The organism is Providencia sp. Me31A (assembly GCF_050487165.1).
In the GTDB taxonomy this organism is placed as follows: Bacteria; Pseudomonadota; Gammaproteobacteria; order Enterobacterales; family Enterobacteriaceae; genus Providencia.
Window position 1 is genome coordinate 157,741 of sequence record NZ_JBKQGZ010000011.1, and the last position, 21,059, is coordinate 178,799.

Consider the following 21,059-nt stretch of genomic DNA (forward strand, 5'->3'; position numbering starts at 1 on the left):
CGCTGTTATATCATTGAATTAGCCCCCTATCATGGGATGACAACTTTAGGGGGCTAAATAAATCTTAGAAAAATTATCTATTATTTAGACTATTTTCGTAATCGGTTCTTTTAATAGCTCTCTCGTTTAATTCTTGCGTACGTTTGTTCTTTTCTATTTCAGGTTGTTTTGTTAGCTGATTATTTTTAATATTACTTTGAGTGACTTTTGTTGTTATATCCTCGATTTTATTTGTTGCATTGTATAGTGCTTTTATTTTATTAGTATTATGTTCGTAAGTGCTTATAGAAAATACAGTGGTTTTATAGTCAATCATTTGTTCCTTCAGGAGGTTTAAATTTTCCTGCATATTCATAGATTCTTCTTGAGAGGGTCTTATGCTTGCGTTATTGTCGTCAGATTTAGCTAGAAATATCTTAGTATCTTTAATTACGCTATCTATTTGTTTTAATATCGCTTTTAAATCTTTATAGATGATTGTTTTTGTGGTTATTTTATTATTATTATCTATTTTGGGTAGGTTATCGGATAAAAATTTAATATTCTTAATGGCTTGTGTCATAGGACTTTTATCATTATGACTGTTTATGTATTTCACTATTCTTTGATTTAAGGTTATGTTTTGGATTGTTTTCATGGTTATATTTCATCTGTAATTTAATTATCTTTTGTTATTTAAATTATGTATGAATGAAAGTATTATTTCTTTAATAAATCGATACTCTATTTATCATTAATGACCTAGTTATTTTTAGGTTGCTTTATAAAAATATGAATGAGTTTAGTTTTATTTGGATAAAAAAATACCGACCCAATGGGCCGGTATTAATAGCAAAGTGATAGAATCTATCGGCTAGTCATCTTCATTATCATAGCCATCACTTTTAGGCGCGGAAGGTGTGATTAATACTTTATTGACTCGGTGGCTGTTCACCTCAAGAGGTTGGAAGATGCAACCATTGATAGTGACTTGCTCACCCACTTCAGGAACCCTTTGTAAGTTTTCCATTAATAGACCTGCTATAGTTTCATATTCACGTTTATCATCTAACTCCATAGGAATAAACATGATCAGATCTTCAAGTGGCATAAAGCCGTTGGCAATCCAAGTGCCATCATCCAATTTTTGAATGTCGTGGCGTGAGTCATTTTCTTCATCGCCAACCGGCAGGTTGCCCGCGATGGTTTCCATCACGTCAGTCAATGTGACGATACCTTCGATAGAACCAAATTCATCTACCACGAAAGCAAAGTGTGTATGTGCTTTACGGAATTGCTCAAGTGCTTTCAACAGTGATAGCCCTTCAGGGAAAATCAATGGTTGAGTAATTAGCGCTCGTAAATTCAGTGGTTGGCCACTTAACTGTTGCTTAACTAAATCCATGACGTGGACAACACCGACCGGCTCATCACTGATGGTTTCATCAATGACAACTAAACGTGAGTGTGGGTTCTTCTCCATTAGTTGCAGTAAATCTGAAGAAGATTTATTAATGTCGAGGTAATCCACATCATGACGTGAAGTCATAATACTTTCGACGTTACGTTGCGCCATACCTAACACTCGAGCAATCATCAAACGCTCTTGAGGGTCAAAAACAGATTGATTATCAGCGATAAGATCAGAGGTATGCGGGTCTAACTCTCCACGCTCGTTATTACCGCTAAGAATACGTAATACCGCTTCTGCTGTACGTTCACGTAGTGGGCGAGAGCCTTTAAGGAATTTACGACGGTTAAATTGGGCAAATTGGTTTAGGACTTCAATCATGATAGAGAAGCCAATTGCAGCGTATAAGTAACCTTTCGGTATGGCATAGCCAAACCCTTCGGCAACTAAGCTGAAACCAATCATTAGTAAGAAGCTCAAACAGAGTATGACAATGGTTGGGTGTTGGTTAACAAAGCTAGTTAACGGTTTACTTGCCCAAATCATTAATGCCATTGCAATGGTCACAGCAGCAATCATTACACCGATATGATCAACCATACCGACCGCAGTGATCACCGAGTCCAACGAGAATACCGCATCAAGCACAATAATTTGCGCAACAACGGCCCAGAAGCTTGATGTCTTTCTTTGGGTATTTGCGTGTTCGTCCTTCCCCTCCAACCGTTCGTTCAATTCCATCGTGGCTTTGAACAAGAGGAAAAGCCCCCCGACCAACATGATTAAGTCTCTGGCACTAAATGGGTGCTCAAAAAGCGTTAATATTGGCTTTGTTAGGGTGATAAGCCATGACAGGCTGAATAGAAGCACGACACGCATAACTAAGGCTAATAAAAGTCCAGTTACACGGGCTCTATCACGCAGCTTTGGCGGGAGCTTATCTGCCAGAATGGCGATGAAGACGAGGTTATCTATACCAAGAACGATTTCTAGAACGATAAGGGTAGCGAGGCCCGCCCAAATCGAAGGATCTGCGATCCATTCCATACAGTTTGTTTTACCTTCTGATATGACGGCTTATGCCGACTGGTGAATAATGCGGTTTGTTGAACGAAATATCAATAAAAATTCACTTTAGTTGGATAATTCTTAACAAAAAAAGGGGGAATACGTCATCGATTGCATCAATAACTACCATGCTGCACAATCCTAGGTTAATATGTGATCCCGTTAACAGAATGTCAGCACGGTCGAGGCTGACTTGGTCCTAATCAGACAGGAGTTGTTCATGTCAAAGCAGCAGATTGGTGTTGTCGGTATGGCTGTCATGGGGCGTAATCTTGCGCTTAATATTGAAAGCCGTGGCTATTCAGTGTCTATTTTTAACCGTTCTAAAGATAAAACAGACGAAGTGATTGCTGAAAATCCAGGAAAAAAATTAGTTCCTAACTATACAATTGAAGAGTTTGTTGACTCTCTGGAAAAGCCGCGTCGTATCTTGTTGATGGTTAAAGCGGGCGAAGCAACGGACAAAACCATTGCCTCGCTGACGCCTCATTTGGACAAAGGTGATATTTTAATCGACGGTGGTAACACGCTATTTACTGACACTATTCGTCGTAATCGCGAATTATCAGCGCAAGGTTTTAACTTCATCGGAACAGGTGTTTCTGGTGGTGAAGAAGGTGCACTGAAAGGCCCTTCAATTATGCCTGGTGGCCAAAAAGAAGCTTATGAACTGGTTGCGCCAATTTTAAAAGAGATTGCAGCGAAAGCAGAAGGTGAGCCGTGTGTTACCTATATTGGTGCAGATGGCGCAGGCCACTATGTGAAAATGGTTCACAATGGTATTGAATACGGCGACATGCAGTTAATTGCAGAAGCTTACTCACTGCTAAAAGGCTCACTAAACCTGAGCAATGAAGAATTAGCTGGCATTTTTGCTGAGTGGAATAAAGGTGAACTGAGCAGTTATTTGATTGAAATTACAGCCGATATCTTCAAGAAGAAAGACGAAGATGGTAAATATCTGGTTGATGTGATTTTGGATGAAGCAGCAAACAAAGGCACAGGTAAATGGACTAGCCAGAGCGCTCTGGACTTAGGCATTCCTTTGACTTTAATTACCGAGTCAGTATTTGCACGTTATATTTCTTTCTTAAAAGATCAACGTGTTGCAGCTTCAAAAGTATTAACGGGCCCAGTATTGAAAGCGGTTGAAGGCGATAAAAAAGACTTTATCGAAAAAATTCGCCGTGCTCTGTATTTAGGTAAAATTGTTTCTTATGCGCAAGGCTTCCAGCAGTTGAAAGCAGCGTCAGATGAATACAATTGGGACCTGAACTACGGTGAAATTGCGAAAATTTTCCGAGCGGGTTGTATCATTCGTGCACAGTTTTTGCAAAAAATTACTGATGCTTATAACCAAGATGCGAAAATCGCCAACCTGTTATTAGCGCCATATTTCAAGCAAATTGCTGACGAATACCAGCAAGCGCTGCGTGATGTTGTCTGCTATGGTGTACAAAATGGTATTCCAACACCAACATTCTCTGCGGCTATTTCTTACTATGATAGCTACCGTTCGGCGGTATTGCCTGCAAATTTAATCCAAGCGCAGCGTGACTACTTTGGTGCTCACACTTATAAACGTACGGATAAAGAAGGCGTTTTCCATACTGAATGGATGGAATGAGACATAAAAACAACTAGTTATTAAGACTAGGGGTGCTATAGGGGTGCTGAAAATCAGCACCTTTTTATTATCTGGTTCTATTGAATTCAATAATAGCATCGTTGCGTTGCTTATCTATGTATGTCGCCAAGTCGTTGATGTGGATTATACGAGGTGACTTTTGGCTATCATTTAATCGGTATGTCGGTATTGGTAACTCCCCAGCATTAGCCTTTCTTTCTGCTGTCGTAGGGTTCATTTTTAAATATCTCTCAGCTATATCAGCTAAAGGTATTTGAGACGTTTCAAATTCAGCTAATAATAAAAACATTGTATTCATAATTATCTCCACATCTGCCGCATACAGATTTACAAATTAGATATCGTCGTTAACTGGTTTAATTAAATGCTGGTGGATAATAGACACATACTTAGCTTGATGGATTGCATCAGCTAATGCGTTGTGTTGTTCTCCTTCAAATTCGAGTGTACGCTTAGGATCAATACCAGCACTGCGACCAAGTTCTACAATCGTTCTAACGCAGCGATTATTCCAATGTTTCCAGAATGGATCTAAACCGACCGCGCCATATGCGTTATGCAAAATAACATTGTCAAAATCAACGCCATTACCCCACACCTGAACATCATTAGTTAATGTATCTTCAGCAAAGCAGTTAAGATCATGTAATGCTCTACGTAAATTAACCCCATCAGCAACGATACCAGCTCTAGCTTCACTACCTTGCTTCATCCACCACAGCACTGTATCGGCATCAATATGCAGTCCGAGCTTTTCGCAACTAACCAGATCAACCGTTAGGTAAAACTCAGGACCTAATTCACCCGTTGAGGGTTCAAAAGCAACTGCACCAATAGAAACAATAGCGGCATTACCTTTATTGCTCATAGTTTCTAGGTCTACCATTAAGTGTTTATATTTCATTGTTAGTCCTTATTTATCTAATTTATAAAGTGGTGTGACTTTAAGTGGCGAACCATGAGATTGAAAATGGATATCAATATTTTCAGATGCAATCGCATCAGTTGTGAATTGCATTTTCTCATCATGAAAAACAGGATACATCCAAGCTACAGGCTGCAATTTATTAATACGCTCTAATTCTTGTTTCATTTCAGAGCACTTATCCGCTAACTTAACTACTAAACGGATTAGTTTTGAGTTTTCTTGCTCCACTGTATCAAGTAACTTGTGCCACTCCGCATCATCAGCACAGAAGGCTTCTATCAATTTAGTGCTATCTTCGTTTGCTTGAGATATTTTCTCAACATGCTCACACAGATTAATTAACTGGTCACTCCATACAGAGCATTTTGCAATTTGATATCTGCGGGTTAATAACGCATCTGCTTTCAATTCTTTGGCTAATTCAAGCATTTCATTATTCATAATCACACTCGCTTAAACTCAATAACCCACACCCACGGATTACTTTCAAAATTACAGTCAGGTTTACTAACTGAATCCCATAAGTGACGAAACCAACAAAACGCATCAGTACTACCACCAGTTAATTCTCTCTCCAGCGGATAGCCTTCAGCTTTAAAATCATCGTCGCTAGCTTCTTGTAGGCGCTCCACTCGAACATCAGTAATTTCTAGTGTGATACGTGAAGCCCAGCGAGGCATATTGCTTGATGGTCTCCAGCCTTGCCGAAAATTATCATCACTGTCAATAAATTCAGGTGTCGCCACACCGTCAGCCTTGTAAACGCAATTATCTGATTTCTCGAATATATGATGCCCCTTGAACGGTGGCTCATCATCTGTGTAATTAATCAATGGCCCTTGCCATGTTTCACGAACCCAAAGGCGATCACCAATTTCACCAAACGGGCAATGCAATCTAATAGAGTTTCCACGCATGGACAGGGTGTTATTAGACCAGCAGGCCCCACCTTCATCCTTTGAGTGTATGCTTGATGTTACCCAACCATGAAAGATATGATTGCTTGTCGCGCCTTTAACTACGCTACGAGTTTGAGTTTTGCGGCCATCAATGATGGCGCGTACCATTTCAGCATTAAAAATAATTCCGCGCTCTTTCATATCAGCCACCTAAACAATAATTCTGTAAACTGAATTAACTGTTTGTATATAGCCATCGGTTAAATAAGTATCGATATTGATAACTCGTGATGTTTGAATAGGGTCACCATCTTGAAAGCGTTTTTTCTTATCTGAATAAATGTCTCCCCAAGCGCATTCACCACGGATTGTGCTTAATCTTATATCTGCATCGAATTCAGGCATGGTTCCTGTTAACTGGTTGTAGCGATAAATAAACATTGCTCGCGCTTGTATAGGGGATAGTGGGCTAACTGTAATTAAATCAGTTGCTGGAACACCTTCTAAAATAGGCCAGAAATTATCACCATCAACTTCCAGATCGCGCCTTTCAGTTGCAAGTAAAACCAAATCGGTATAATGAACAACTTCACTAATTAACTCAGGGAAATCCCATTTATGACGAATTACCGCATCAATCCGTTTTTCAATAGTTTTATATTCAGGAAGCAATGATTTCAAAGGTGATGGGATATCTTTGCAATAAGCTTCTGTAGCATCGTGCAGTAATGCTTCTAGCGCATATTCAGGCGGTACAATTTGACTCACATAAACAGAATGTTGAGCAACAGAATAGAATTGGCTAATTTGCCCGGCAAAGCGACATTCATTAGATAAACCCTGAGCAATATCATTAATATCGATATCATCCGCACTGATATTGATAAAATCAAAACGCCTGCCCGTAAAGGTTGAAATATAAGACATAATTAATACTCCACACAAAATTTAGATAATAAGATTCCGTCTCTTAATAAAGAGAATTAAATTCCTTGGTGTTGACTAAATAGTTACTCTGATTTTTCTTTGTATTTTAATAATTCAATTAGCAAGCTGATAGTATTTGTAATATGAAACATGAAAATAGCATTCATATGTCTATAGCGATAAACGCTATCACCGTCACACTCAATGTCATGAATTGGTTTTATGCTTTTAAATTGGAAATTTTCATTTAACTTGAATTTAATATCGCGAGTGTATAACTCCATTAAACTCACTTTAAAATTATTTGATAACGTCTCGGTCAATTCTTCTTTAATATAATCTAGCTCAGCATCGTACTTTATAGACTCTGGCTTTTTCTCAACTTTACGCTGAAGGAGATAAAAGTTACCGGGGAACAAGTGGTACCCAAAGCACTCATCTGGTGAACGGTCATTAATGTAATTGTTTAGTCGGGTTGTGACTCCATTTTTTACATCATCAACATGAATGGTTTCTGTTTTTACTGAACCACAGGCTTTAATAAGGCCTCCAACGAGCGCTTGGCTATCCGCTTTATTTGTTGTGGACACAATAAGAAAGCCTTTTTGCACATGATAAAGTGCAGTAATTACTTTTGTTTTTGTTAATGCAATTTTTAACAGTTCAGCAATTACGCCATGTTTGATATCCATCACTGAATATTCTTCAATATCTTGCTCTTGCAGTTTAGCTATGCGCTTATTTACTTCAAAAGCAACGGCAGCAGCAGGTAATATTTTTTCATCAATACGAAACTGTATGATAAAACCACCCTCAATCGGTGTAACTAATTCGCCCGTGACCTTATTTGGAGTAAAACCATTACTAAAGTAATGCGACTCTAAAATATCAACAAAAGGTAATTCTTTTAAATGCTCTTCTAAAACTTCAGCGCTGGGTAATTCAGCCTTAAAAATAACACAGCTAGTAATTGGAAAACGCTTCATCTGTTAATCTCCGCATAATTATCAATACTCCACACAATAAATAAGACCACTGACAATATATAAAGACATATTACCTAGTATGGACTGACATAAAATCAGCGGCCTTATGTATTATGAAAAGGGCGGCACTACACCGCCAAAAACTACAAAGGTCATTCACTAGCAGTGGCATTATTTCTTTCAGCTAAAACACGCTGGTATATTTCTTCACGATGTACTGATACATCTTCAGGAGCAGCGACACCAATCCGCACTTGGTTTCCTTTGACCCCTAAGATTTTAATTTTAATATCATCGCCGATCATGACTTCTTCACTGACTCGGCGAGTTAAAATAAGCATTCCCATACTAAGCACTCCACACGATTGAATTCAGTTAAGCACTAACAGTAACTGCACACATATCCAAGTACTCTGCGATTTCTTCGTCGAGTTTTTCGAGTTCAGCTTGCTTGGTATCGCGGTCAGCCTGTAATTGCTTAAGGCGATTAATCAATTTAGCCTTTATAGTATCCATTCGCGCACATCATCCTGCGACATTGGCACACTAAAAGTAACGATTGGTTCATTTGAATTGGTTTGCATAATTCACCCTTAAGTTGTGAAAGTTGTATTTAGTGGCTTTTCCCTAAACATCCTTAAGTTGTAATTTAGTTGTATAAAACACCTTTGTCAACAACTTTATGTTGTTTGATTTAAGTTAAAGAAAATTAAAGGATATAGGTAAATAGGAGAGACTATGAAAATTAACCCAGCTTTTAACTATAAACAGAATAGAGATAAGTTATTCGCAAACCTAATTTCCATCATTGATGGTGTCTTGTCTGATAATGAGCTATCAGACTCTGAGATTCTTTACATAACCACATGGCTTTCAGATTCAGAACAAATTTCAGACAATCCATTTGTGGTTCTTTTGCAAGAGAGGATTGCTAGAGTACTGGAGGATGGTGTGATTACTGCTGATGAAAGAGCAGAACTGAAAAGCACTTTACTAGAAGTTCAGCGATCAATAATGGATATGCCAAATATTGATCTGTATTCAAAAGAGTCGGACATTAATCTACTTAATGGCCTATGTAAGGGAATTATTGCAGATAGGCAGCTAGGTTTAGATGAGATTAATTATCTTGATTGGTGGCTCACTCAAAATGGAATGCTAAAAAGAAATTATCCTGGCAAACAATTGTATGAACTAATCAAGGCCATTAAAGAGGATGGCAGTATAGATAAAAATGAAAGTGAAATGCTTTATAAGGCATTGGTCGATTTTTCTGGTACAGATTTAGATAGCGGCGTAGTTGATGGATTGTCATGTCACTTACCATGCGATGATATTGATACCTTTGATGTGTCTGGGGTTACTGTTTGTTTGACTGGTAATTTTTTAACGGGAAAAAGGTCATTAGTTTCAAAAATGATAGAGGATGCTGGTGGAAAAGTTATAGATAGAGTAACTCAATCGGCTGACTACCTTGTTATTGGAGCTTTATCCTCCCGTGATTGGAGATACTCCAGCCACGGAAGAAAAATAGAGAAGGCGATTGAAGACAGAGATAGTGGTAAGTCTAGTATTAAAATAACTACAGAAGATATTTTAATGAAATTTTTACCAGCTTCTTGATGACCAAAAGACTCGGCCAATTACATGAACCCTGGTGACTGCTTCACTTCTTGGTAGTTGCTCATCAGGGTATTCATCCCTATTAAAACTGCGTATTATCAGCCCGCCATCAGGTCTATAAATCAAGATCTTAACTCGCAGTAAAACGCCATCTCTTATTGCGTAAAGGTCGCCATCCTTTATTTTTTTATTGCTAATATCAATTGCAACCAGATCTCCTCCATTCAATACTGGGAATAAACTATTGCCAACTATTTTAACAATTCTGGCATTACTTGCATTGACGCCATATTTGCGTAATTCATCTCTGCGAAATGGGTATGTATATTCTTCAGCCTCAACAACTTCAGCATTTGCGCCACAACCAGCGGCTAATTCAATATCAAGCACGGGAATATCCACAAAGTCAGTATCACTATAAGTTGGGATCTCTTCCCATTCCTTTACTTCATAATCTGTTTTTTTGCCATTTTCGTCCCTAGCCCCAAATTGCAACCAATGGGCCGAAACATTAACTGCTTTTGCTATATCTGCAATTCTTCTTGGGGCATTTGTTTGTCCAGCTTCAATTTTTTGAATAGATTGCTGGCTGACACCAACTTTCTCTGCAAGATCCGCTTGGCTCATTCCTGCTTTAATTCTTGCTTCTAACAACCGTTTAGCTATCGACATAAGTTCCCCTCCCTAGAAATTGTATTTTACAACTTTAAGTGTTGATATTTCCAACATCTAAAAGTTGTCAAAGTTGTTGTATTGAATTAAGATAAAGTTGTTATTTACAACTTTGGGGGAGTTATGGGGCATGTAACCAATGAATCAGTTTTAGGCTTGCAAACAGCAATCGATGCGGCTGGCGGGCAAACGCAGTTAGCAAAACGCATTAGCGAACTTCTAAATAAGCCAGTTAAGCAGCAACAAGTATGGAATTGGCTAAATAGAAATAAAAGAGTTCCAGCGGACAAAGTCCTAGTTGTTGAGCAAGCATCTGGGGTTTCTAGAAGCAAATTACGTCCTGATTTATACCCATAACAATTAAAAGTTGTTATGAAATTTATCAGAGGAAAGTAGCTGCGTTAACTACCAACAAAACAACGGAATTGTAGATATGTGCAAACAAACATTAAAAGAAGTCGTGAAAGAGATGTGTAAAGCATTCCCTGGTGGGCGTTCAGCGATGGCGGGTGCTTTGGGTATTTCTGAAACTACTTTCAATAACAAGCTATATGAGAAAAACGGCTGTCGATTTTTTGAACATGATGAGTTGGAAGCTATGGAAGAGTTATCAGGGACTCAATTGCTGGTGGCCTATCACATGGAACGACACTCAATTGTACCGGCAACAAAAATAGAGCCTGAGAATTTAGATACAGTCGAACTTTTTGAAATACGCATGAATCTTGGTGCTATGCAAGGGGCGTTATCTGTACTGATTCAAAACAGCATTTCTGATGGCGTTCTTACTGACGAGGAAATTAAGGCAATAGATCGCAAGTTAGCAAAGGTGTTTGGGTACGCTGCAGGGTTTATTGAGTCATTAAAAACGGTTTATGGGATTAAATCATGATGAGCATCGTTAGAAAGGGTGACGCTCAGGATATGCGGTCCCGAGCGTCGGTTGCTAATAACAACTTGTGTGGAGTAACTAGCATGAGCAGTGTAACGAATTTACGGGGTAGAACGCAAGTACGTGCATCTATCCGTGATAACCGTTTCGTCTATGAGATTAAATTACCAGACGGTTACCAAGAAACCAACTACCCATTTATGCAGTGGTTGGTAGATGAATTTAATGCTAATTGCGGGAGAGAGGATCATGTCCAATGAAAAACATAAGAACCTCAATCGTTACTTCCGAGATAGGCGCGGACGTGTTGTCCATGTTGTTGAATGGGATAAACAGAAACAGCGGGTTATTTTCATGCTCGATGACTATGAGCACCCCTGTTTTGAGCCCCTCGAACAATTCAAAAAATATTACACAGAAGTTAAGTAGGTAGCAGCATGAGCGTAAAACTATCAAGTTATGTATGGGATGGCTGCGCAAGTGCAGGTTTAAAAATAACCGCTGTTGCGATTATGGCCCGTCTCGCTGACTTTTCAAATGATGATGGTGTTTGTTGGCCATCGGTACCGACTATTGCCCGCCAAATTGGGGCAGGGGAAAGTACTGTGCGCACGGCAATTAAAAACTTAGAAAAAGCAGGGTGGTTATCAAGTGAAAAACGCCGTAAAGGTAACCGCAATGCGAGCAATATCTATCAATTAAATGTTGATAAATTAGCTTCAGCGGCAATGGCTGCACTTTCTCAACCGCCAGTTTCTGATACGTCAAATCCTGACGCATCAAATTCTGTCCCGTCAGAATCGAGCAAAAATAACCGTTTTGACCCGCCAGAATCTGGGGGCGATCCGTCAGTAACTTCAAAACAAGATCCATCAGTAACTAACTCTTCGTCGCAGAATTCTAGCGAATCCAGCGACCAGTCAAAAATTGATTTTTTAAATCGTTACCCAGAAGCAGTGATTTACAGCACTAACTTTCAGAAATGGGGCTCAGCTAATGACCTCAAGTGTGCCGAATGGTTATTTGACCGCAAGTGCGAGGTATTCAAAGACTTAGGGCTCAAAGCACCTAAGGAGCCTAATTACACTGACTGGGCTAACGAAGTTCGCCTGATGGTCACTGTTGACGGGCATAGCCACAAAGAAATTTGCCAATTCTACAAGCGTGTTACCCAAGACGAGTTCTGGAAGAAAAACGTTCAGTGTCCAAGAACACTACGTAGCCAGTGGGATGACCTCACATTGCGCCTTGCTGGTGAGCAAAAGGTGAAAGTCGACGCTGTTGAGCGTGATGAGGCATTTACTCGGATCATCGGTTCCCGTTCAAAACCTCAAAATCGCATTGAGGAAATTGCAAGCGAACTAGCGGGTAAATCGGGCGTTCGTCGCATGACGGACTTTGTAGGCCGCAAGGCATGGGCTGGTATTTGGCAACAGGCGGCAGAACAAGCAGCGCGTGAGGTGACAGCATGATGCGTAGTGAAGCTAAAACAATTTATGGCGTTGACGTGCTAAGCATGATTGCCATGTTCAAACAGCTACGAAAATGGCGCACTATCCGCAAGCTTCGTAACAGATGGAATCAATCCCGTCGTGACTTAGTGACCTGCAGGAAGTTTCGCCACTTAAACCATTATGTTGACCATTTTCAAGTTCAGCAGCGTTATAAGCATATGCGCGAGTATGTTAAATCCCACCAGCAGCGAGGTGCTATCTGATGAAATTAACATACGGATCGGTGTGCTCTGGTATTGAGGCGGCAAGCGTTGCGTGGGAACCATTAAACATGAAACCTGAGTGGTTTAGTGAAATAGAGCCATTCCCTTGCGCGGTATTAAATCACCACTGGCCAGACGTTAAAAACCTAGGCGACATGACCACCATTGCTGAAAAATTGAAAGCTAGTGAAGTAACCGCGCCAGACGTGTTGGTGGGTGGTACTCCATGCCAAGCGTTCAGCGTAGCGGGTTTACGTGGTGGTCTAAGTGATGAGCGTGGGCAATTAACTTTATCATTTGTTGAATTAGCGGATTGTATTGATGAAATCAGAAAAAACGAAGGCAAAGAGTCGTCAGTCATCGTCTGGGAAAATGTCCCTGGCGTCCTCAGCAGTAAAGACAATGCCTTTGGATGCTTTCTTGCTGGACTTGCCGGAGAAAGTGAAGAACTTAAGCCGCCAGGGGCAAAATGGTCAAACGCTGGTGTTGTGTCTGGACCACAAAGAACTATCGCTTGGAGAATCCTCGACGCTCAATATTTCGGAGTACCCCAACGCCGTCGTCGTGTCTTCGTTGTCGCAACTGCTAGAAAAGACATCAGTGTCGCCGAAATTCTATTTGAGCAAGCAGGCATGCGAGGGGATATTGAGACGAGCAGAACGCAGGAAGAAACAATTACCAGCGATGCTGGAGAATGCCTTGCTAGTGGCAATCAAACAACAGGAACAATCTTAGCAAATTGCGGTGCTAAACACTGGCTAGGCAACCAAGAAGCATTCACGGGTGATTTCCATATCATTGATACATTCCGTTTACAGTCATTTGGTCAATATACCCAAGACGATTCCGCATCAACGTTAAGAAGCCGTGACGATAAAAGCGCGACTGATTTAATTGTTTTTAACCCACAAGCTGGTGGAAAAACTTCATCAACACTTGGTGCTAGCTCAGAAACTGTAGGTTGTTTACAGGCCTCTCAGCAACCTGCTATCGCATTAGCTGGTAATACAATTGGTCGCAAGCCTGAAAATGGCGGTAATGGAAATGGCTATAACGAAAGCGATATCTTATACACATTAACGAAAGTAGGTCGTCATGGCGTTAGTATTAATAACATCGTACGCAGATTAACCCCCATTGAATGCGAACGCCTACAGGGCTTTCCTGACAATCACACTAAAGTGCCTTTCAACAATAAATCTATTGATGATTGCCCGGATGGTCACCGTTATCGCGCTCTAGGAAATTCAATGGCTGTACCGGTTATGCGTTGGATTGGTGAGCGTATTTGCAATGCTGTAGCGCAGGCCATTCCGCAAAGTGATTACGTTAAAAAGCTTAATACTCTGAAACTGCAATCAGCTCACGAACTTAAAGAGGTTGGGGATCAGTGGAGAACACCCGAGGAATTATTTTGGGGTATTAACTCTATCTATGGACCGTTTACGCTCGATCTATTCACTGATGGACAGAATAGCAAGTGCCCTCATTTCTATACAGCCGAAGATAATGCATTAACACAAGATTGGTCAGAAAAGCTGAAAGAGATCGATGGCGCAGCTTATGGAAACCCTCCATATTCACGTAGTACTTATCATGAAAAACAAGCCATTACAGGTGTAGGACACATCATGAATCATGCGTTTTCAATGCGTGAAAAAGGTGGCAGATACGTCTTTTTATTAAAGGCAGCGATGAGCGAAGCGTGGTGGCCAGAAAATGCAGATCATGTTTGCTTTATTCGGGGTCGTCTTGGGTTTGAACTCCCTGAATGGTTTAACCCCGCCGATGAAACTCAAGTTCCATCTGGTGCACGTTTCTCCGGGGCAATTGTTGTATTCGATAAAACATGGAATGGAAAAGCATTTGATTACATCAGCAGAGAAGAACTGGAACAGCGCGGTAAGGCATTTATAGAGCAAGCGCAATGGTTAGCTAAAAAAATGGGGGTGGTAGCGTGACCCCATTATATCTACGAATAGCGAGCGAATTTAAAGCGGGTAACGAAATAACAACTAAGAAAATCAGAAGCATATATGCATCATCTGATAACCATACAAAGCATACGATAGATTTTTTGCTTAGAGCTAAAGCGATAAAGAAAACAGAAAGAAAAGAAGGGGCTTTTAGTATTTATGTGCTTCAGCAAGATGCTTACGAGAAAGCAGTCGAACTAGACAACAAAAGCAAGAGATATAGAGCAAAAACAAATCGACATGTTAAGTGTGATGTTAAAGAGTTAATGAAAACGCATAACCCATTGATATTAAAATTCAATGCATTACTGGCGGAGGTTAGGTAGTGAAAAACAAAATGCCAGAAATTCATCAATGTAAATGTGGAAGTGAAGATCTGCACATTCAGACCCTTGAATATCGCACTTGGTTTTATGTTTATTGCCATAGCTGCGGAAAAAAAAGTCCCGCAGTAAACGATAGAACCGAGGCTGTGAAATTATGGAATGAGGTTGTGACAAATGGCTAGCAATAAATGCATGTTCTGTGGTGGTAAAGCAACCTTACTGTGTGATTTTGTTCTTGGGTTTGATGCCGATGAGGATGAAAACGGCAACATGATAACTCTAAGAAAGAATCATACCTGCGATGCCCCAATGTGTCGTGAGTGTGCAACATGGCAGAGCAATATCTTTTTTTCTGGCCCTGCTGGGTTTATGGACACAGTAGATTACTGCCCCATTTGCCAAGAACTGTATAGCAAGGGTTTTATGGTTCGTCGGCATAACGGTGGATTGCGCGAAGCCAGCTTTACCGTAGAGCAAGCAAAAATAATTCGCAAAGCTCATTGGAATAAGTATTTGAATGCTAATGGTAGAGAATTTTCTATCGTTGCTGGTGGAGGTCAAATATGTCTGGATCTTTAAGCCTTATCCTACCTTTTCCACCAAGCGTTAATGCGTGCTGGCGGAATATAAACGGTAAAACGTTAATTAGTGCAAAAGGGCGTGCGTTCCGAGCAAATGCAGCCGCTGCCATCTATGAACAATTGCGCAAAAGACCGAAAGCAATTACTGAGCATGTATCTGTCATTGTGAAGATGTACCCACCATCAAAGCGCCGAATGGATATCGATAATTACTTGAAAGCCCCTTTCGATGCATTAACGCATGCTGGTGTTTGGAGTGATGACGTTCAGGTGAAGCATGTAGATATCACTTGGTGTGAGGTAGTAAAGGGCGGTCGATTTGAAATTGAGATAAATCCCCTTAATGCAGATTTGGAGAAAATATCATGAATCACCAATGGATATTAACTCCGATCATCGTTCCTGAAATTAACGCTGTGATATTTAAACCAGGAGCAAACTTAAATGCATTCGCCGGCAGAATGTTGCTCATGACATTACCAGAGGAGCTGAAAAATAAGCCCTCTGGACTAATCTCTCTTTCTGACCAATACCTCAGCGATTTGGTTGATGATGAACGGGTATCAAAACCTGTATTAAATTTAACCATCGATCCAGAGCCACCAGCTAGCTTGATGTTAAAGCCAAAGTTTAAACGCTGGACAAGCGACGAATACCTTAAGTGGGTAAAATCACAACCATGTTGTGTCTGTAACTCTATCGCGCATGACGCACATCACCTAATCGGACATGGTCAGGGCGGAATGGGTACTAAGGCCCATGATTTGTTCACTATCCCATTATGTCGCATTCACCATAGCGAGTTGCATAAAGATCCAAATGGGTGGGAGCGCGAGCATGGAAGCCAGTTGGTTTTGTTATTTCGATTCCTAGACCGTTCAGCGGCACTGGGTGTTTTTGGTTAATGCGTTGTGCGGAACGCAGTGGAGGGTTTTATATGCCAATTTATGCGCATGACTTGGAATATTTAAGCGATATGGCATGGGTAGCTACATCAAATTTAAGAGTCGCAACTAAGGGGCAGCTTGCAGCATTTGAAGATTTTGGGCTAACAGATACTAGGACAACCCCAAGAATTAGAAAAAGGGACTTGGAATTAAATGGTCGCCTTGTTTGCCGTGATACAGATCCAGTTTATGTATTGGAAACTCGATGTTGTCGAACTCCAAAGCCGATGATAGATCATGAAGATTTTTTACTGTGTTCATGGCGTAGGGCTATCAATGCGTTAAGTGAAGAGCAACATTCATGGATAAAGTATTGTTATGGGCATAGTTTGAAATTTGACCATCAGGTCAATATTAGCGTTCACATATGGTCTGAGTTTGAAAAACAGCATAAAGGTAAGAAAATAACCAAAAAGGTCAAAGAGAGATTGAGGTCATTGGTTTGGTTATCAGTTCAGGTTTGTACTGGCCGTGATTACTTACAAACTGACCTAGCGCGGCTGGTGGGTGTTGAGCGTGACAATTGGAGTAAAAATTATCAAGCGTATTGGGATGACATGCTTCAAATATGTTATGAACTAGATAAATGTGCACTGCTTTCTATGGGGCGTATGCGATTTAAACAAATCAATAAAAATAGGTACCATAACTTGCAAAAGTCAACAAAATAGGCCATATTTAAGGCTAATTTGGTATGTTGCCGAAATTGTATATAACCTCGCGATGCGGGGTTTTTTGCTTTCTGGGGATTAATAATGCAAATACCTACAGAATTAGTATTCAGACCAGCCAGCGAATTACCAACCGAAGATTTAGACGGCAAAGAGGTCATTGTACTTAATCCGTGCGATGGCTGGCACATCGGCTATATTCAGGTCGATAAAGATGAGGATGATTGTTTTATCGGAATTTACCATGCCCCCGGTGAGATGATGAGTCCTCATAGTTTTTATGTTGCGTGGGCACTTTTACCAGATGGTATAGCTTTGAGCGATAAATTTGAGGGCGAGCAATACATGAATCGCCATTGTTGCGTATGTGAGCGGCGCGACCATTCTACAGCTGAGCATAAAAGTTAACTTGTAACATAACTATCTGAAAACGTTATCGTACGTAAATTTTTAAGTCAAATTTTAAGGGCTGCGCATTGCGTGGTCTTTTTCGTATATGGCCACAGCAAATCACTATCAACATGTTTAATTACTGAAATGACCTTGCTGGTGGCTACCTATTAACCTAAGAGAACAAATAATTTATGAGCACATCAATAGGGATAACCCTCGGTGCTGCTGGCGGTGGCGCGATGGGCGGTTTCCTTATTGGTGCCGACTATGGTGTTGTGCTAGGGGCAGTAATTGGCGCTTCAGTTTCCGTCATTGCATCTAAAGATAATAACCGACGAAAGATATTCCATTTTATTTTGGCGCTAGGTGCGGGGATCCTCATTGCCAAAGAGGCTTCTGAATTTATCGCTCAAGTCTGGTCATGGGAAATTAGCCCTAAAATTACAGCCATTATTATTTCGGCCTTATTAATCCCCGTACTGGTGCTTGCTGCAAACAAAGACAACCTTAGAAAGTTGTTTAGTCGTATTGCAGCATCAATAGACCGAAACTTCAGCAGTATCGTACAGGCCATTAAAGATTGGCGAAATAAAGGGGGTAACTGATGGAAACCTTCTTAACTATCTTCACGGATTTAACCCGATGGGTGGAGGTTCACCCGTTGGATGCTGCTGATATTTCGTTCATGCTTGTTTCAGCCGCGACTGTATTTCTTTGTCGTTATGAGAAGCGAAGAGATTCTGTGGTAGGCACTATTTTAATTATTTGTTGGGTTTACCAGATATGGGAAACATTAGGTGGTGAACGAGTGTCAGCACCATCTGATGTTGTTTTTGATGGTGTCTTTTTCCTCGTTATCTTTTCCGCTGGTGGCAACATCATGTCAATTGTTGTCATTAGTAAGTTAATGTCCCGAATCAAATCAATCTGGCTGCTAATTAAGCGGCCTTTTACTTTTATGGTGAAGAAATGACAGAACCTAAGTGGCTAATCGAAGCCAGAAAAGAAATTGGAGTTACTCGATTCCCCAGCCCGAACAGCAATCCTAAAATTGTTCAGTATTGGAAAGATATGAAATGGTCAGGTATCAAGGAGGACAAAACCTCTTGGTGCGCGGGCTATGTTGGTGCAATGCTTGAACGGGCTGGAATTATCGGTAGTCGCTCGGTCAGCAAGGTTCCTGAAGCGGCAAAATCATATTTAGATTGGGGTATTGCATTAAAAGAGCCTCACTATGGTTGCGTGGTAATTTTTGATAGAGCTGGCGGTGGGCACGTTGGTTTTTGTGTAGGGAAAACCGCGGACGGTAAGTTGCTTATTTTAGGAGGTAATCAATCGGATGCGGTTAATATTAAATCATTCCCGCTGGCCAGAGTTGTTGGCTATAGATGGCCTAAAGGTGTGGAAGTTGATAATCGACCTCTGCCAATCGGTGACGCCGCATTGTCAGTGAAAGAGTCGTGATATGGGTTCGCTAACTAAAGCATTAATGGCCGCTTGTGCCATTTTGCTATTTTGGCTCTGGTGGGTTGCTGATGACTTTGACAAGTTACAGGTTAAATATGAAAAAAAGTCTAGCGAGTTATCAACAAGCCAACTACTTAACAAAGTAACCCAATCTGCTATCACTCTTCACTATCAAGTATCACTCGACAACATCAAAGCAAAGCAATTAGAGGACTCAGAGCATGTCAAAATTAAGACTGTTATCAAAACAGTGCTCAAAGACAATGAGTGCGCTAATACTGCTGTGCCCGATGATGTTGTTAGTGAGTTGCGGAACTACAAAAGAGGTATTGATTCCCGTTCAGTCTCCACCAATACCAGCACAACTAACCGTTGATTGTCCCCAGCCTGATATTCCTGAGAAAGTAGATTGGGGTGACTTTCCTCAATTATTAGCTGACGCTATGAACTCAATAGTAAAGTGCAATCTAGATAAGAAAGCAATACGGGAAATTGAACAACAGCGACAGGTGAATAATGAATAAAAGCATTTTCATCAAGCGACTTTATTTGAGCATCGGAATAGATAAAGAGCTTTGGTACACGACTAGGAAAAATGATTCTAGGTTGTATGCATTATTTCACCTTGCGTACTGCCCTGATTTTAGCCCGACAGTTGGGTTAAGGTTATCAGTGTTCAACTTAACAATTCCTTTTGTGATATTCCGCATTGGCTGGATTACCAAACGAAAACAACGAGCCTCGCAATAGCGGGGTTTTTTAATGTCTACAGGAGCATCAAATGCAACCACATCAGCAACGAGTAGTAGATGAGAAGGCAGAGTTAGACGACAAAATCACAAAGCTAACAGCTTTCATTAATGGCGATACCTGCAAAACATTAGAACATCGCGACCAAGAGTTATTGAGCAAGCAGTTAGGTCACATGCGTAGTTACTCTGAAACTTTATCTCAGCGCATTGAGCGTTTTTAAGAGGTAACGAACCTCCAATTAGGGGGTTTTTTCATACCAACAGAAACAGGAAAAAAATATGTTTACTTTAAAAACCATTGTTAACGGTGATGTCAGTCTAAGAAGTGAAAGTAGCCTATCGATAATTAAACTGGGCAGCCCTCGCTTCATTGAGTTGTTAGATAAGTTCAAGAATTGGTCAAACCCTGATTACGCTATAGAAAACCCAGCGATCTATGAAGATGCAGAATGCACAAAAGCGTTACAGGAAGAAGAACTCATTGTTAGTGAAAAGAGCATTGATCATGTCGATGTGCAAAAAGACTGTATAGCAATCATCGTTACTGAATGTGAGTCAATCACACATCCAAACATGAAAGAATTTAACGGTCAGATGTATGAGTTCATATACAAAGGCGAATCAGCTTATATCACTGATGCAAACGGGCACACCGTTGAAGTGGTGAGATAAATAAAGCAATCAGTATGAGCGTGGCGTTGTCGCTGTCTCATGTGTTAGCTGTGACCAACCTCTCACTTGATAGCGCACACTGAGAATCAAAAACAACGAATCCAAGTTTGGGTAGACTCATTAGGTTGAAACGTCAGCAACCGGAGAAGAAGCGGCGTGACTTATGGAGAGACATAATTTGCTTTATTACCTTAAAATCAGGAGACATTTCAATGTTTAAACATGAATTAGGTCAGGTTGTACAAGTAACCATCAGTGGTGAAGAAGGCCATGTTAAAGGTCGTGCCGAGTATCAGAATGATGCCAATCAGTATTATGTCCATTACTTATCTGCTGATGGTCGTGCTGTGAATGCATGGTTCGAAGAAGGTGAGCTTTCACCAGCTGAACCGAATTGATTTTATTTAATTCTACAAATGCTATTCATTGAGTAGCATTGATAGAGTTTTATATAAGTATTGGTTACTACTAGTCTCGGAATTTACGAGACCTATATAAATTCATCTAGAATGATATTCCAAATA

The 21,059-nt window shown here is 40.4% G+C and carries 34 protein-coding genes and 1 pseudogene; 24 read left to right on the top strand and 11 right to left on the bottom strand.

Translation table 11 applies throughout. The features are described from left to right. Positions 1-73: 73 nt before the first annotated feature. Together ACLPIE_RS11120 and ACLPIE_RS11125 are read right to left on the bottom strand one after the other, a co-directional pair. Entirely contained in the window at positions 74-637 is a 564-nt protein-coding gene (locus ACLPIE_RS11120; RefSeq protein ID WP_430261689.1) for a hypothetical protein, read from the bottom strand. Positions 638-853: 216 nt separating this feature from the next. Continuing rightward, entirely contained in the window at positions 854-2,437 is a 1,584-nt protein-coding gene (locus ACLPIE_RS11125) for a TerC family protein (protein WP_430261690.1), read from the bottom strand. Positions 2,438-2,678: 241 nt separating this feature from the next. Here ACLPIE_RS11125 and gndA point away from each other — a divergent pair, with 241 nt between their 5' ends. After that, positions 2,679-4,085, top strand: a complete 1,407-nt coding sequence (gene gndA / locus ACLPIE_RS11130) for an NADP-dependent phosphogluconate dehydrogenase (RefSeq protein ID WP_430261691.1) — start codon at positions 2,679-2,681, stop codon at positions 4,083-4,085. A gap of 67 nt (positions 4,086-4,152) precedes the next feature. On the opposite strand, the gene ACLPIE_RS11135 is transcribed toward gndA, so the two are convergent. The 8 genes and pseudogenes from ACLPIE_RS11135 to ACLPIE_RS11170 all read right to left on the bottom strand — a co-directional run bounded on the left by ACLPIE_RS11135 (position 4,153) and on the right by ACLPIE_RS11170 (position 8,362). Further along, the gene (locus tag ACLPIE_RS11135; protein ID WP_430261692.1) at positions 4,153-4,404 is read right to left on the bottom strand and encodes a pyocin activator PrtN family protein; all 252 of its coding nucleotides are present in this window, start codon (positions 4,402-4,404) and stop codon (positions 4,153-4,155) included. Positions 4,405-4,440: 36 nt separating this feature from the next. Continuing rightward, positions 4,441-5,010, bottom strand: coding sequence for a 3'-5' exonuclease (locus ACLPIE_RS11140; RefSeq protein WP_430261693.1), 570 nt, complete (start codon positions 5,008-5,010; stop codon positions 4,441-4,443). Between the two features lie 9 nt (positions 5,011-5,019). Next, positions 5,020-5,475 (bottom strand): hypothetical protein, encoded by a 456-nt coding sequence (locus ACLPIE_RS11145; protein WP_430261694.1) that lies wholly within the window; start codon positions 5,473-5,475, stop codon positions 5,020-5,022. A gap of 2 nt (positions 5,476-5,477) precedes the next feature. After that, on the bottom strand, positions 5,478-6,134 hold the full coding sequence (locus tag ACLPIE_RS11150; RefSeq protein ID WP_430261695.1) for a hypothetical protein: 657 nt from the start codon (positions 6,132-6,134) through the stop codon (positions 5,478-5,480). Positions 6,135-6,344: 210 nt separating this feature from the next. Continuing rightward, positions 6,345-6,860 (bottom strand): annotated as a pseudogene (locus ACLPIE_RS11155) (hypothetical protein); the annotation flags it as partial. Positions 6,861-6,943: 83 nt separating this feature from the next. Then, positions 6,944-7,846, bottom strand: a complete 903-nt coding sequence (rdgC, locus tag ACLPIE_RS11160) for a recombination-associated protein RdgC (RefSeq protein ID WP_430261696.1) — start codon at positions 7,844-7,846, stop codon at positions 6,944-6,946. Between the two features lie 152 nt (positions 7,847-7,998). Next, a complete protein-coding gene (gene csrA / locus ACLPIE_RS11165; protein WP_239982585.1) occupies positions 7,999-8,187 on the bottom strand; it encodes a carbon storage regulator CsrA in 189 nt (62 codons plus the stop codon). 34 nt (positions 8,188-8,221) lie between these two features. Further along, positions 8,222-8,362: a hypothetical protein gene (locus ACLPIE_RS11170; protein WP_430261697.1), complete on the bottom strand. Its 141-nt coding sequence runs from the start codon at positions 8,360-8,362 to the stop codon at positions 8,222-8,224. Between the two features lie 222 nt (positions 8,363-8,584). Here ACLPIE_RS11170 and ACLPIE_RS11175 point away from each other — a divergent pair, with 222 nt between their 5' ends. Continuing rightward, positions 8,585-9,469 carry a BRCT domain-containing protein gene (locus ACLPIE_RS11175; protein WP_430261698.1) on the top strand — a complete coding sequence of 295 codons (885 nt, stop codon included), beginning with the start codon at positions 8,585-8,587 and terminating at the stop codon, positions 9,467-9,469. Here the strand turns inward: ACLPIE_RS11175 and ACLPIE_RS11180 are convergent. Beyond that, positions 9,455-10,141, bottom strand: a complete 687-nt coding sequence (locus tag ACLPIE_RS11180; protein WP_430261699.1) for an XRE family transcriptional regulator — start codon at positions 10,139-10,141, stop codon at positions 9,455-9,457. The two genes, ACLPIE_RS11175 and ACLPIE_RS11180, sit on opposite strands and share 15 nt — an antisense overlap. A gap of 123 nt (positions 10,142-10,264) precedes the next feature. Between ACLPIE_RS11180 and ACLPIE_RS11185 the strand changes: the two genes are divergently transcribed. The 22 genes from ACLPIE_RS11185 to ACLPIE_RS11290 all read left to right on the top strand — a co-directional run bounded on the left by ACLPIE_RS11185 (position 10,265) and on the right by ACLPIE_RS11290 (position 20,933). After that, positions 10,265-10,498: a transcriptional regulator gene (locus ACLPIE_RS11185; protein ID WP_430261700.1), complete on the top strand. Its 234-nt coding sequence runs from the start codon at positions 10,265-10,267 to the stop codon at positions 10,496-10,498. Positions 10,499-10,574: 76 nt separating this feature from the next. Further along, the gene (locus ACLPIE_RS11190; protein WP_430261701.1) at positions 10,575-11,033 is read left to right on the top strand and encodes a YmfL family putative regulatory protein; all 459 of its coding nucleotides are present in this window, start codon (positions 10,575-10,577) and stop codon (positions 11,031-11,033) included. Positions 11,034-11,116: 83 nt separating this feature from the next. After that, a complete protein-coding gene (locus ACLPIE_RS11195; protein WP_430261702.1) occupies positions 11,117-11,293 on the top strand; it encodes a hypothetical protein in 177 nt (58 codons plus the stop codon). Next, a complete protein-coding gene (locus ACLPIE_RS11200; protein WP_430261703.1) occupies positions 11,283-11,462 on the top strand; it encodes a DUF4222 domain-containing protein in 180 nt (59 codons plus the stop codon). Before ACLPIE_RS11195 ends, ACLPIE_RS11200 begins: the two co-directional genes overlap by 11 nt. An 8-nt stretch (positions 11,463-11,470) precedes the next feature. Continuing rightward, on the top strand, positions 11,471-12,505 hold the full coding sequence (locus ACLPIE_RS11205) for a helix-turn-helix domain-containing protein (protein WP_430261704.1): 1,035 nt from the start codon (positions 11,471-11,473) through the stop codon (positions 12,503-12,505). Continuing rightward, entirely contained in the window at positions 12,502-12,750 is a 249-nt protein-coding gene (locus ACLPIE_RS11210) for a hypothetical protein (RefSeq protein WP_430261705.1), read from the top strand. Before ACLPIE_RS11205 ends, ACLPIE_RS11210 begins: the two co-directional genes overlap by 4 nt. Next, entirely contained in the window at positions 12,747-14,711 is a 1,965-nt protein-coding gene (locus ACLPIE_RS11215; RefSeq protein WP_430261720.1) for a phage N-6-adenine-methyltransferase, read from the top strand. Before ACLPIE_RS11210 ends, ACLPIE_RS11215 begins: the two co-directional genes overlap by 4 nt. Further along, a complete protein-coding gene (locus ACLPIE_RS11220) occupies positions 14,708-15,052 on the top strand; it encodes a hypothetical protein (protein ID WP_430261706.1) in 345 nt (114 codons plus the stop codon). Before ACLPIE_RS11215 ends, ACLPIE_RS11220 begins: the two co-directional genes overlap by 4 nt. Then, entirely contained in the window at positions 15,052-15,234 is a 183-nt protein-coding gene (locus ACLPIE_RS11225; protein WP_430261707.1) for a hypothetical protein, read from the top strand. The genes ACLPIE_RS11220 and ACLPIE_RS11225 overlap by 1 nt, the downstream gene beginning before the upstream one ends. Then, entirely contained in the window at positions 15,227-15,631 is a 405-nt protein-coding gene (locus ACLPIE_RS11230) for a hypothetical protein (RefSeq protein ID WP_430261708.1), read from the top strand. Before ACLPIE_RS11225 ends, ACLPIE_RS11230 begins: the two co-directional genes overlap by 8 nt. Beyond that, positions 15,616-16,002: a RusA family crossover junction endodeoxyribonuclease gene (locus ACLPIE_RS11235; RefSeq protein WP_430261709.1), complete on the top strand. Its 387-nt coding sequence runs from the start codon at positions 15,616-15,618 to the stop codon at positions 16,000-16,002. The genes ACLPIE_RS11230 and ACLPIE_RS11235 overlap by 16 nt, the downstream gene beginning before the upstream one ends. Next, on the top strand, positions 15,999-16,538 hold the full coding sequence (locus tag ACLPIE_RS11240) for a DUF968 domain-containing protein (RefSeq protein ID WP_430261710.1): 540 nt from the start codon (positions 15,999-16,001) through the stop codon (positions 16,536-16,538). Before ACLPIE_RS11235 ends, ACLPIE_RS11240 begins: the two co-directional genes overlap by 4 nt. Before the next feature lie 32 nt (positions 16,539-16,570). Further along, the gene (locus ACLPIE_RS11245) at positions 16,571-17,251 is read left to right on the top strand and encodes a bacteriophage antitermination protein Q (protein ID WP_430261711.1); all 681 of its coding nucleotides are present in this window, start codon (positions 16,571-16,573) and stop codon (positions 17,249-17,251) included. Positions 17,252-17,335: 84 nt separating this feature from the next. Beyond that, positions 17,336-17,659, top strand: a complete 324-nt coding sequence (locus tag ACLPIE_RS11250) for a hypothetical protein (RefSeq protein ID WP_430261712.1) — start codon at positions 17,336-17,338, stop codon at positions 17,657-17,659. A 176-nt stretch (positions 17,660-17,835) separates the two neighbouring features. Next, the gene (locus ACLPIE_RS11255; protein ID WP_147675574.1) at positions 17,836-18,249 is read left to right on the top strand and encodes a putative holin; all 414 of its coding nucleotides are present in this window, start codon (positions 17,836-17,838) and stop codon (positions 18,247-18,249) included. Continuing rightward, positions 18,249-18,617 carry a hypothetical protein gene (locus ACLPIE_RS11260; protein ID WP_430261713.1) on the top strand — a complete coding sequence of 123 codons (369 nt, stop codon included), beginning with the start codon at positions 18,249-18,251 and terminating at the stop codon, positions 18,615-18,617. Before ACLPIE_RS11255 ends, ACLPIE_RS11260 begins: the two co-directional genes overlap by 1 nt. Continuing rightward, complete coding sequence (locus ACLPIE_RS11265; protein ID WP_430261714.1) at positions 18,614-19,108, top strand: TIGR02594 family protein; 495 nt, start codon at positions 18,614-18,616, stop codon at positions 19,106-19,108. Before ACLPIE_RS11260 ends, ACLPIE_RS11265 begins: the two co-directional genes overlap by 4 nt. A gap of 1 nt (position 19,109) precedes the next feature. After that, entirely contained in the window at positions 19,110-19,487 is a 378-nt protein-coding gene (locus ACLPIE_RS11270; protein ID WP_430261715.1) for a hypothetical protein, read from the top strand. Then, a complete protein-coding gene (lysC, locus tag ACLPIE_RS11275) occupies positions 19,405-19,635 on the top strand; it encodes an Rz1-like lysis system protein LysC (RefSeq protein WP_430261721.1) in 231 nt (76 codons plus the stop codon). Before ACLPIE_RS11270 ends, lysC begins: the two co-directional genes overlap by 83 nt. A 257-nt stretch (positions 19,636-19,892) precedes the next feature. Continuing rightward, the gene (locus ACLPIE_RS11280; RefSeq protein WP_430261716.1) at positions 19,893-20,084 is read left to right on the top strand and encodes a crAss001_48 related protein; all 192 of its coding nucleotides are present in this window, start codon (positions 19,893-19,895) and stop codon (positions 20,082-20,084) included. A gap of 58 nt (positions 20,085-20,142) precedes the next feature. Further along, the gene (locus ACLPIE_RS11285) at positions 20,143-20,535 is read left to right on the top strand and encodes a hypothetical protein (RefSeq protein ID WP_369476008.1); all 393 of its coding nucleotides are present in this window, start codon (positions 20,143-20,145) and stop codon (positions 20,533-20,535) included. Positions 20,536-20,747: 212 nt separating this feature from the next. Further along, on the top strand, positions 20,748-20,933 hold the full coding sequence (locus ACLPIE_RS11290; protein WP_272540126.1) for a hypothetical protein: 186 nt from the start codon (positions 20,748-20,750) through the stop codon (positions 20,931-20,933). The last annotated feature ends 126 nt before the right edge of the window (positions 20,934-21,059 follow it).

Excerpts from the sequence above, each read along its gene's own strand:
- ACLPIE_RS11120 (WP_430261689.1), bottom strand. The coding sequence starts at position 637 with ATGAAAACAATCCAAAACATAACCTTAAATCAAAGAATAGTGAAATAC.
- ACLPIE_RS11125 (WP_430261690.1), bottom strand. The coding sequence starts at position 2,437 with ATGGAATGGATCGCAGATCCTTCGATTTGGGCGGGCCTCGCTACCCTT.
- gndA (WP_430261691.1), top strand. The coding sequence starts at position 2,679 with ATGTCAAAGCAGCAGATTGGTGTTGTCGGTATGGCTGTCATGGGGCGT.
- ACLPIE_RS11135 (WP_430261692.1), bottom strand. The coding sequence starts at position 4,404 with ATGAATACAATGTTTTTATTATTAGCTGAATTTGAAACGTCTCAAATA.
- ACLPIE_RS11140 (WP_430261693.1), bottom strand. The coding sequence starts at position 5,010 with ATGAAATATAAACACTTAATGGTAGACCTAGAAACTATGAGCAATAAA.
- ACLPIE_RS11145 (WP_430261694.1), bottom strand. The coding sequence starts at position 5,475 with ATGAATAATGAAATGCTTGAATTAGCCAAAGAATTGAAAGCAGATGCG.
- ACLPIE_RS11150 (WP_430261695.1), bottom strand. The coding sequence starts at position 6,134 with ATGAAAGAGCGCGGAATTATTTTTAATGCTGAAATGGTACGCGCCATC.
- rdgC (WP_430261696.1), bottom strand. The coding sequence starts at position 7,846 with ATGAAGCGTTTTCCAATTACTAGCTGTGTTATTTTTAAGGCTGAATTA.
- csrA (WP_239982585.1), bottom strand. The coding sequence starts at position 8,187 with ATGCTTATTTTAACTCGCCGAGTCAGTGAAGAAGTCATGATCGGCGAT.
- ACLPIE_RS11170 (WP_430261697.1), bottom strand. The coding sequence starts at position 8,362 with ATGGATACTATAAAGGCTAAATTGATTAATCGCCTTAAGCAATTACAG.
- ACLPIE_RS11175 (WP_430261698.1), top strand. The coding sequence starts at position 8,585 with ATGAAAATTAACCCAGCTTTTAACTATAAACAGAATAGAGATAAGTTA.
- ACLPIE_RS11180 (WP_430261699.1), bottom strand. The coding sequence starts at position 10,141 with ATGTCGATAGCTAAACGGTTGTTAGAAGCAAGAATTAAAGCAGGAATG.
- ACLPIE_RS11185 (WP_430261700.1), top strand. The coding sequence starts at position 10,265 with ATGGGGCATGTAACCAATGAATCAGTTTTAGGCTTGCAAACAGCAATC.
- ACLPIE_RS11190 (WP_430261701.1), top strand. The coding sequence starts at position 10,575 with ATGTGCAAACAAACATTAAAAGAAGTCGTGAAAGAGATGTGTAAAGCA.
- ACLPIE_RS11195 (WP_430261702.1), top strand. The coding sequence starts at position 11,117 with ATGAGCAGTGTAACGAATTTACGGGGTAGAACGCAAGTACGTGCATCT.
- ACLPIE_RS11200 (WP_430261703.1), top strand. The coding sequence starts at position 11,283 with ATGTCCAATGAAAAACATAAGAACCTCAATCGTTACTTCCGAGATAGG.
- ACLPIE_RS11205 (WP_430261704.1), top strand. The coding sequence starts at position 11,471 with ATGAGCGTAAAACTATCAAGTTATGTATGGGATGGCTGCGCAAGTGCA.
- ACLPIE_RS11210 (WP_430261705.1), top strand. The coding sequence starts at position 12,502 with ATGATGCGTAGTGAAGCTAAAACAATTTATGGCGTTGACGTGCTAAGC.
- ACLPIE_RS11230 (WP_430261708.1), top strand. The coding sequence starts at position 15,227 with ATGGCTAGCAATAAATGCATGTTCTGTGGTGGTAAAGCAACCTTACTG.
- ACLPIE_RS11235 (WP_430261709.1), top strand. The coding sequence starts at position 15,616 with ATGTCTGGATCTTTAAGCCTTATCCTACCTTTTCCACCAAGCGTTAAT.
- ACLPIE_RS11240 (WP_430261710.1), top strand. The coding sequence starts at position 15,999 with ATGAATCACCAATGGATATTAACTCCGATCATCGTTCCTGAAATTAAC.
- ACLPIE_RS11245 (WP_430261711.1), top strand. The coding sequence starts at position 16,571 with ATGCCAATTTATGCGCATGACTTGGAATATTTAAGCGATATGGCATGG.
- ACLPIE_RS11250 (WP_430261712.1), top strand. The coding sequence starts at position 17,336 with ATGCAAATACCTACAGAATTAGTATTCAGACCAGCCAGCGAATTACCA.
- ACLPIE_RS11255 (WP_147675574.1), top strand. The coding sequence starts at position 17,836 with ATGAGCACATCAATAGGGATAACCCTCGGTGCTGCTGGCGGTGGCGCG.
- ACLPIE_RS11260 (WP_430261713.1), top strand. The coding sequence starts at position 18,249 with ATGGAAACCTTCTTAACTATCTTCACGGATTTAACCCGATGGGTGGAG.
- ACLPIE_RS11265 (WP_430261714.1), top strand. The coding sequence starts at position 18,614 with ATGACAGAACCTAAGTGGCTAATCGAAGCCAGAAAAGAAATTGGAGTT.
- ACLPIE_RS11270 (WP_430261715.1), top strand. The coding sequence starts at position 19,110 with ATGGGTTCGCTAACTAAAGCATTAATGGCCGCTTGTGCCATTTTGCTA.
- lysC (WP_430261721.1), top strand. The coding sequence starts at position 19,405 with ATGTTGTTAGTGAGTTGCGGAACTACAAAAGAGGTATTGATTCCCGTT.
- ACLPIE_RS11280 (WP_430261716.1), top strand. The coding sequence starts at position 19,893 with ATGCAACCACATCAGCAACGAGTAGTAGATGAGAAGGCAGAGTTAGAC.
- ACLPIE_RS11285 (WP_369476008.1), top strand. The coding sequence starts at position 20,143 with ATGTTTACTTTAAAAACCATTGTTAACGGTGATGTCAGTCTAAGAAGT.
- ACLPIE_RS11290 (WP_272540126.1), top strand. The coding sequence starts at position 20,748 with ATGTTTAAACATGAATTAGGTCAGGTTGTACAAGTAACCATCAGTGGT.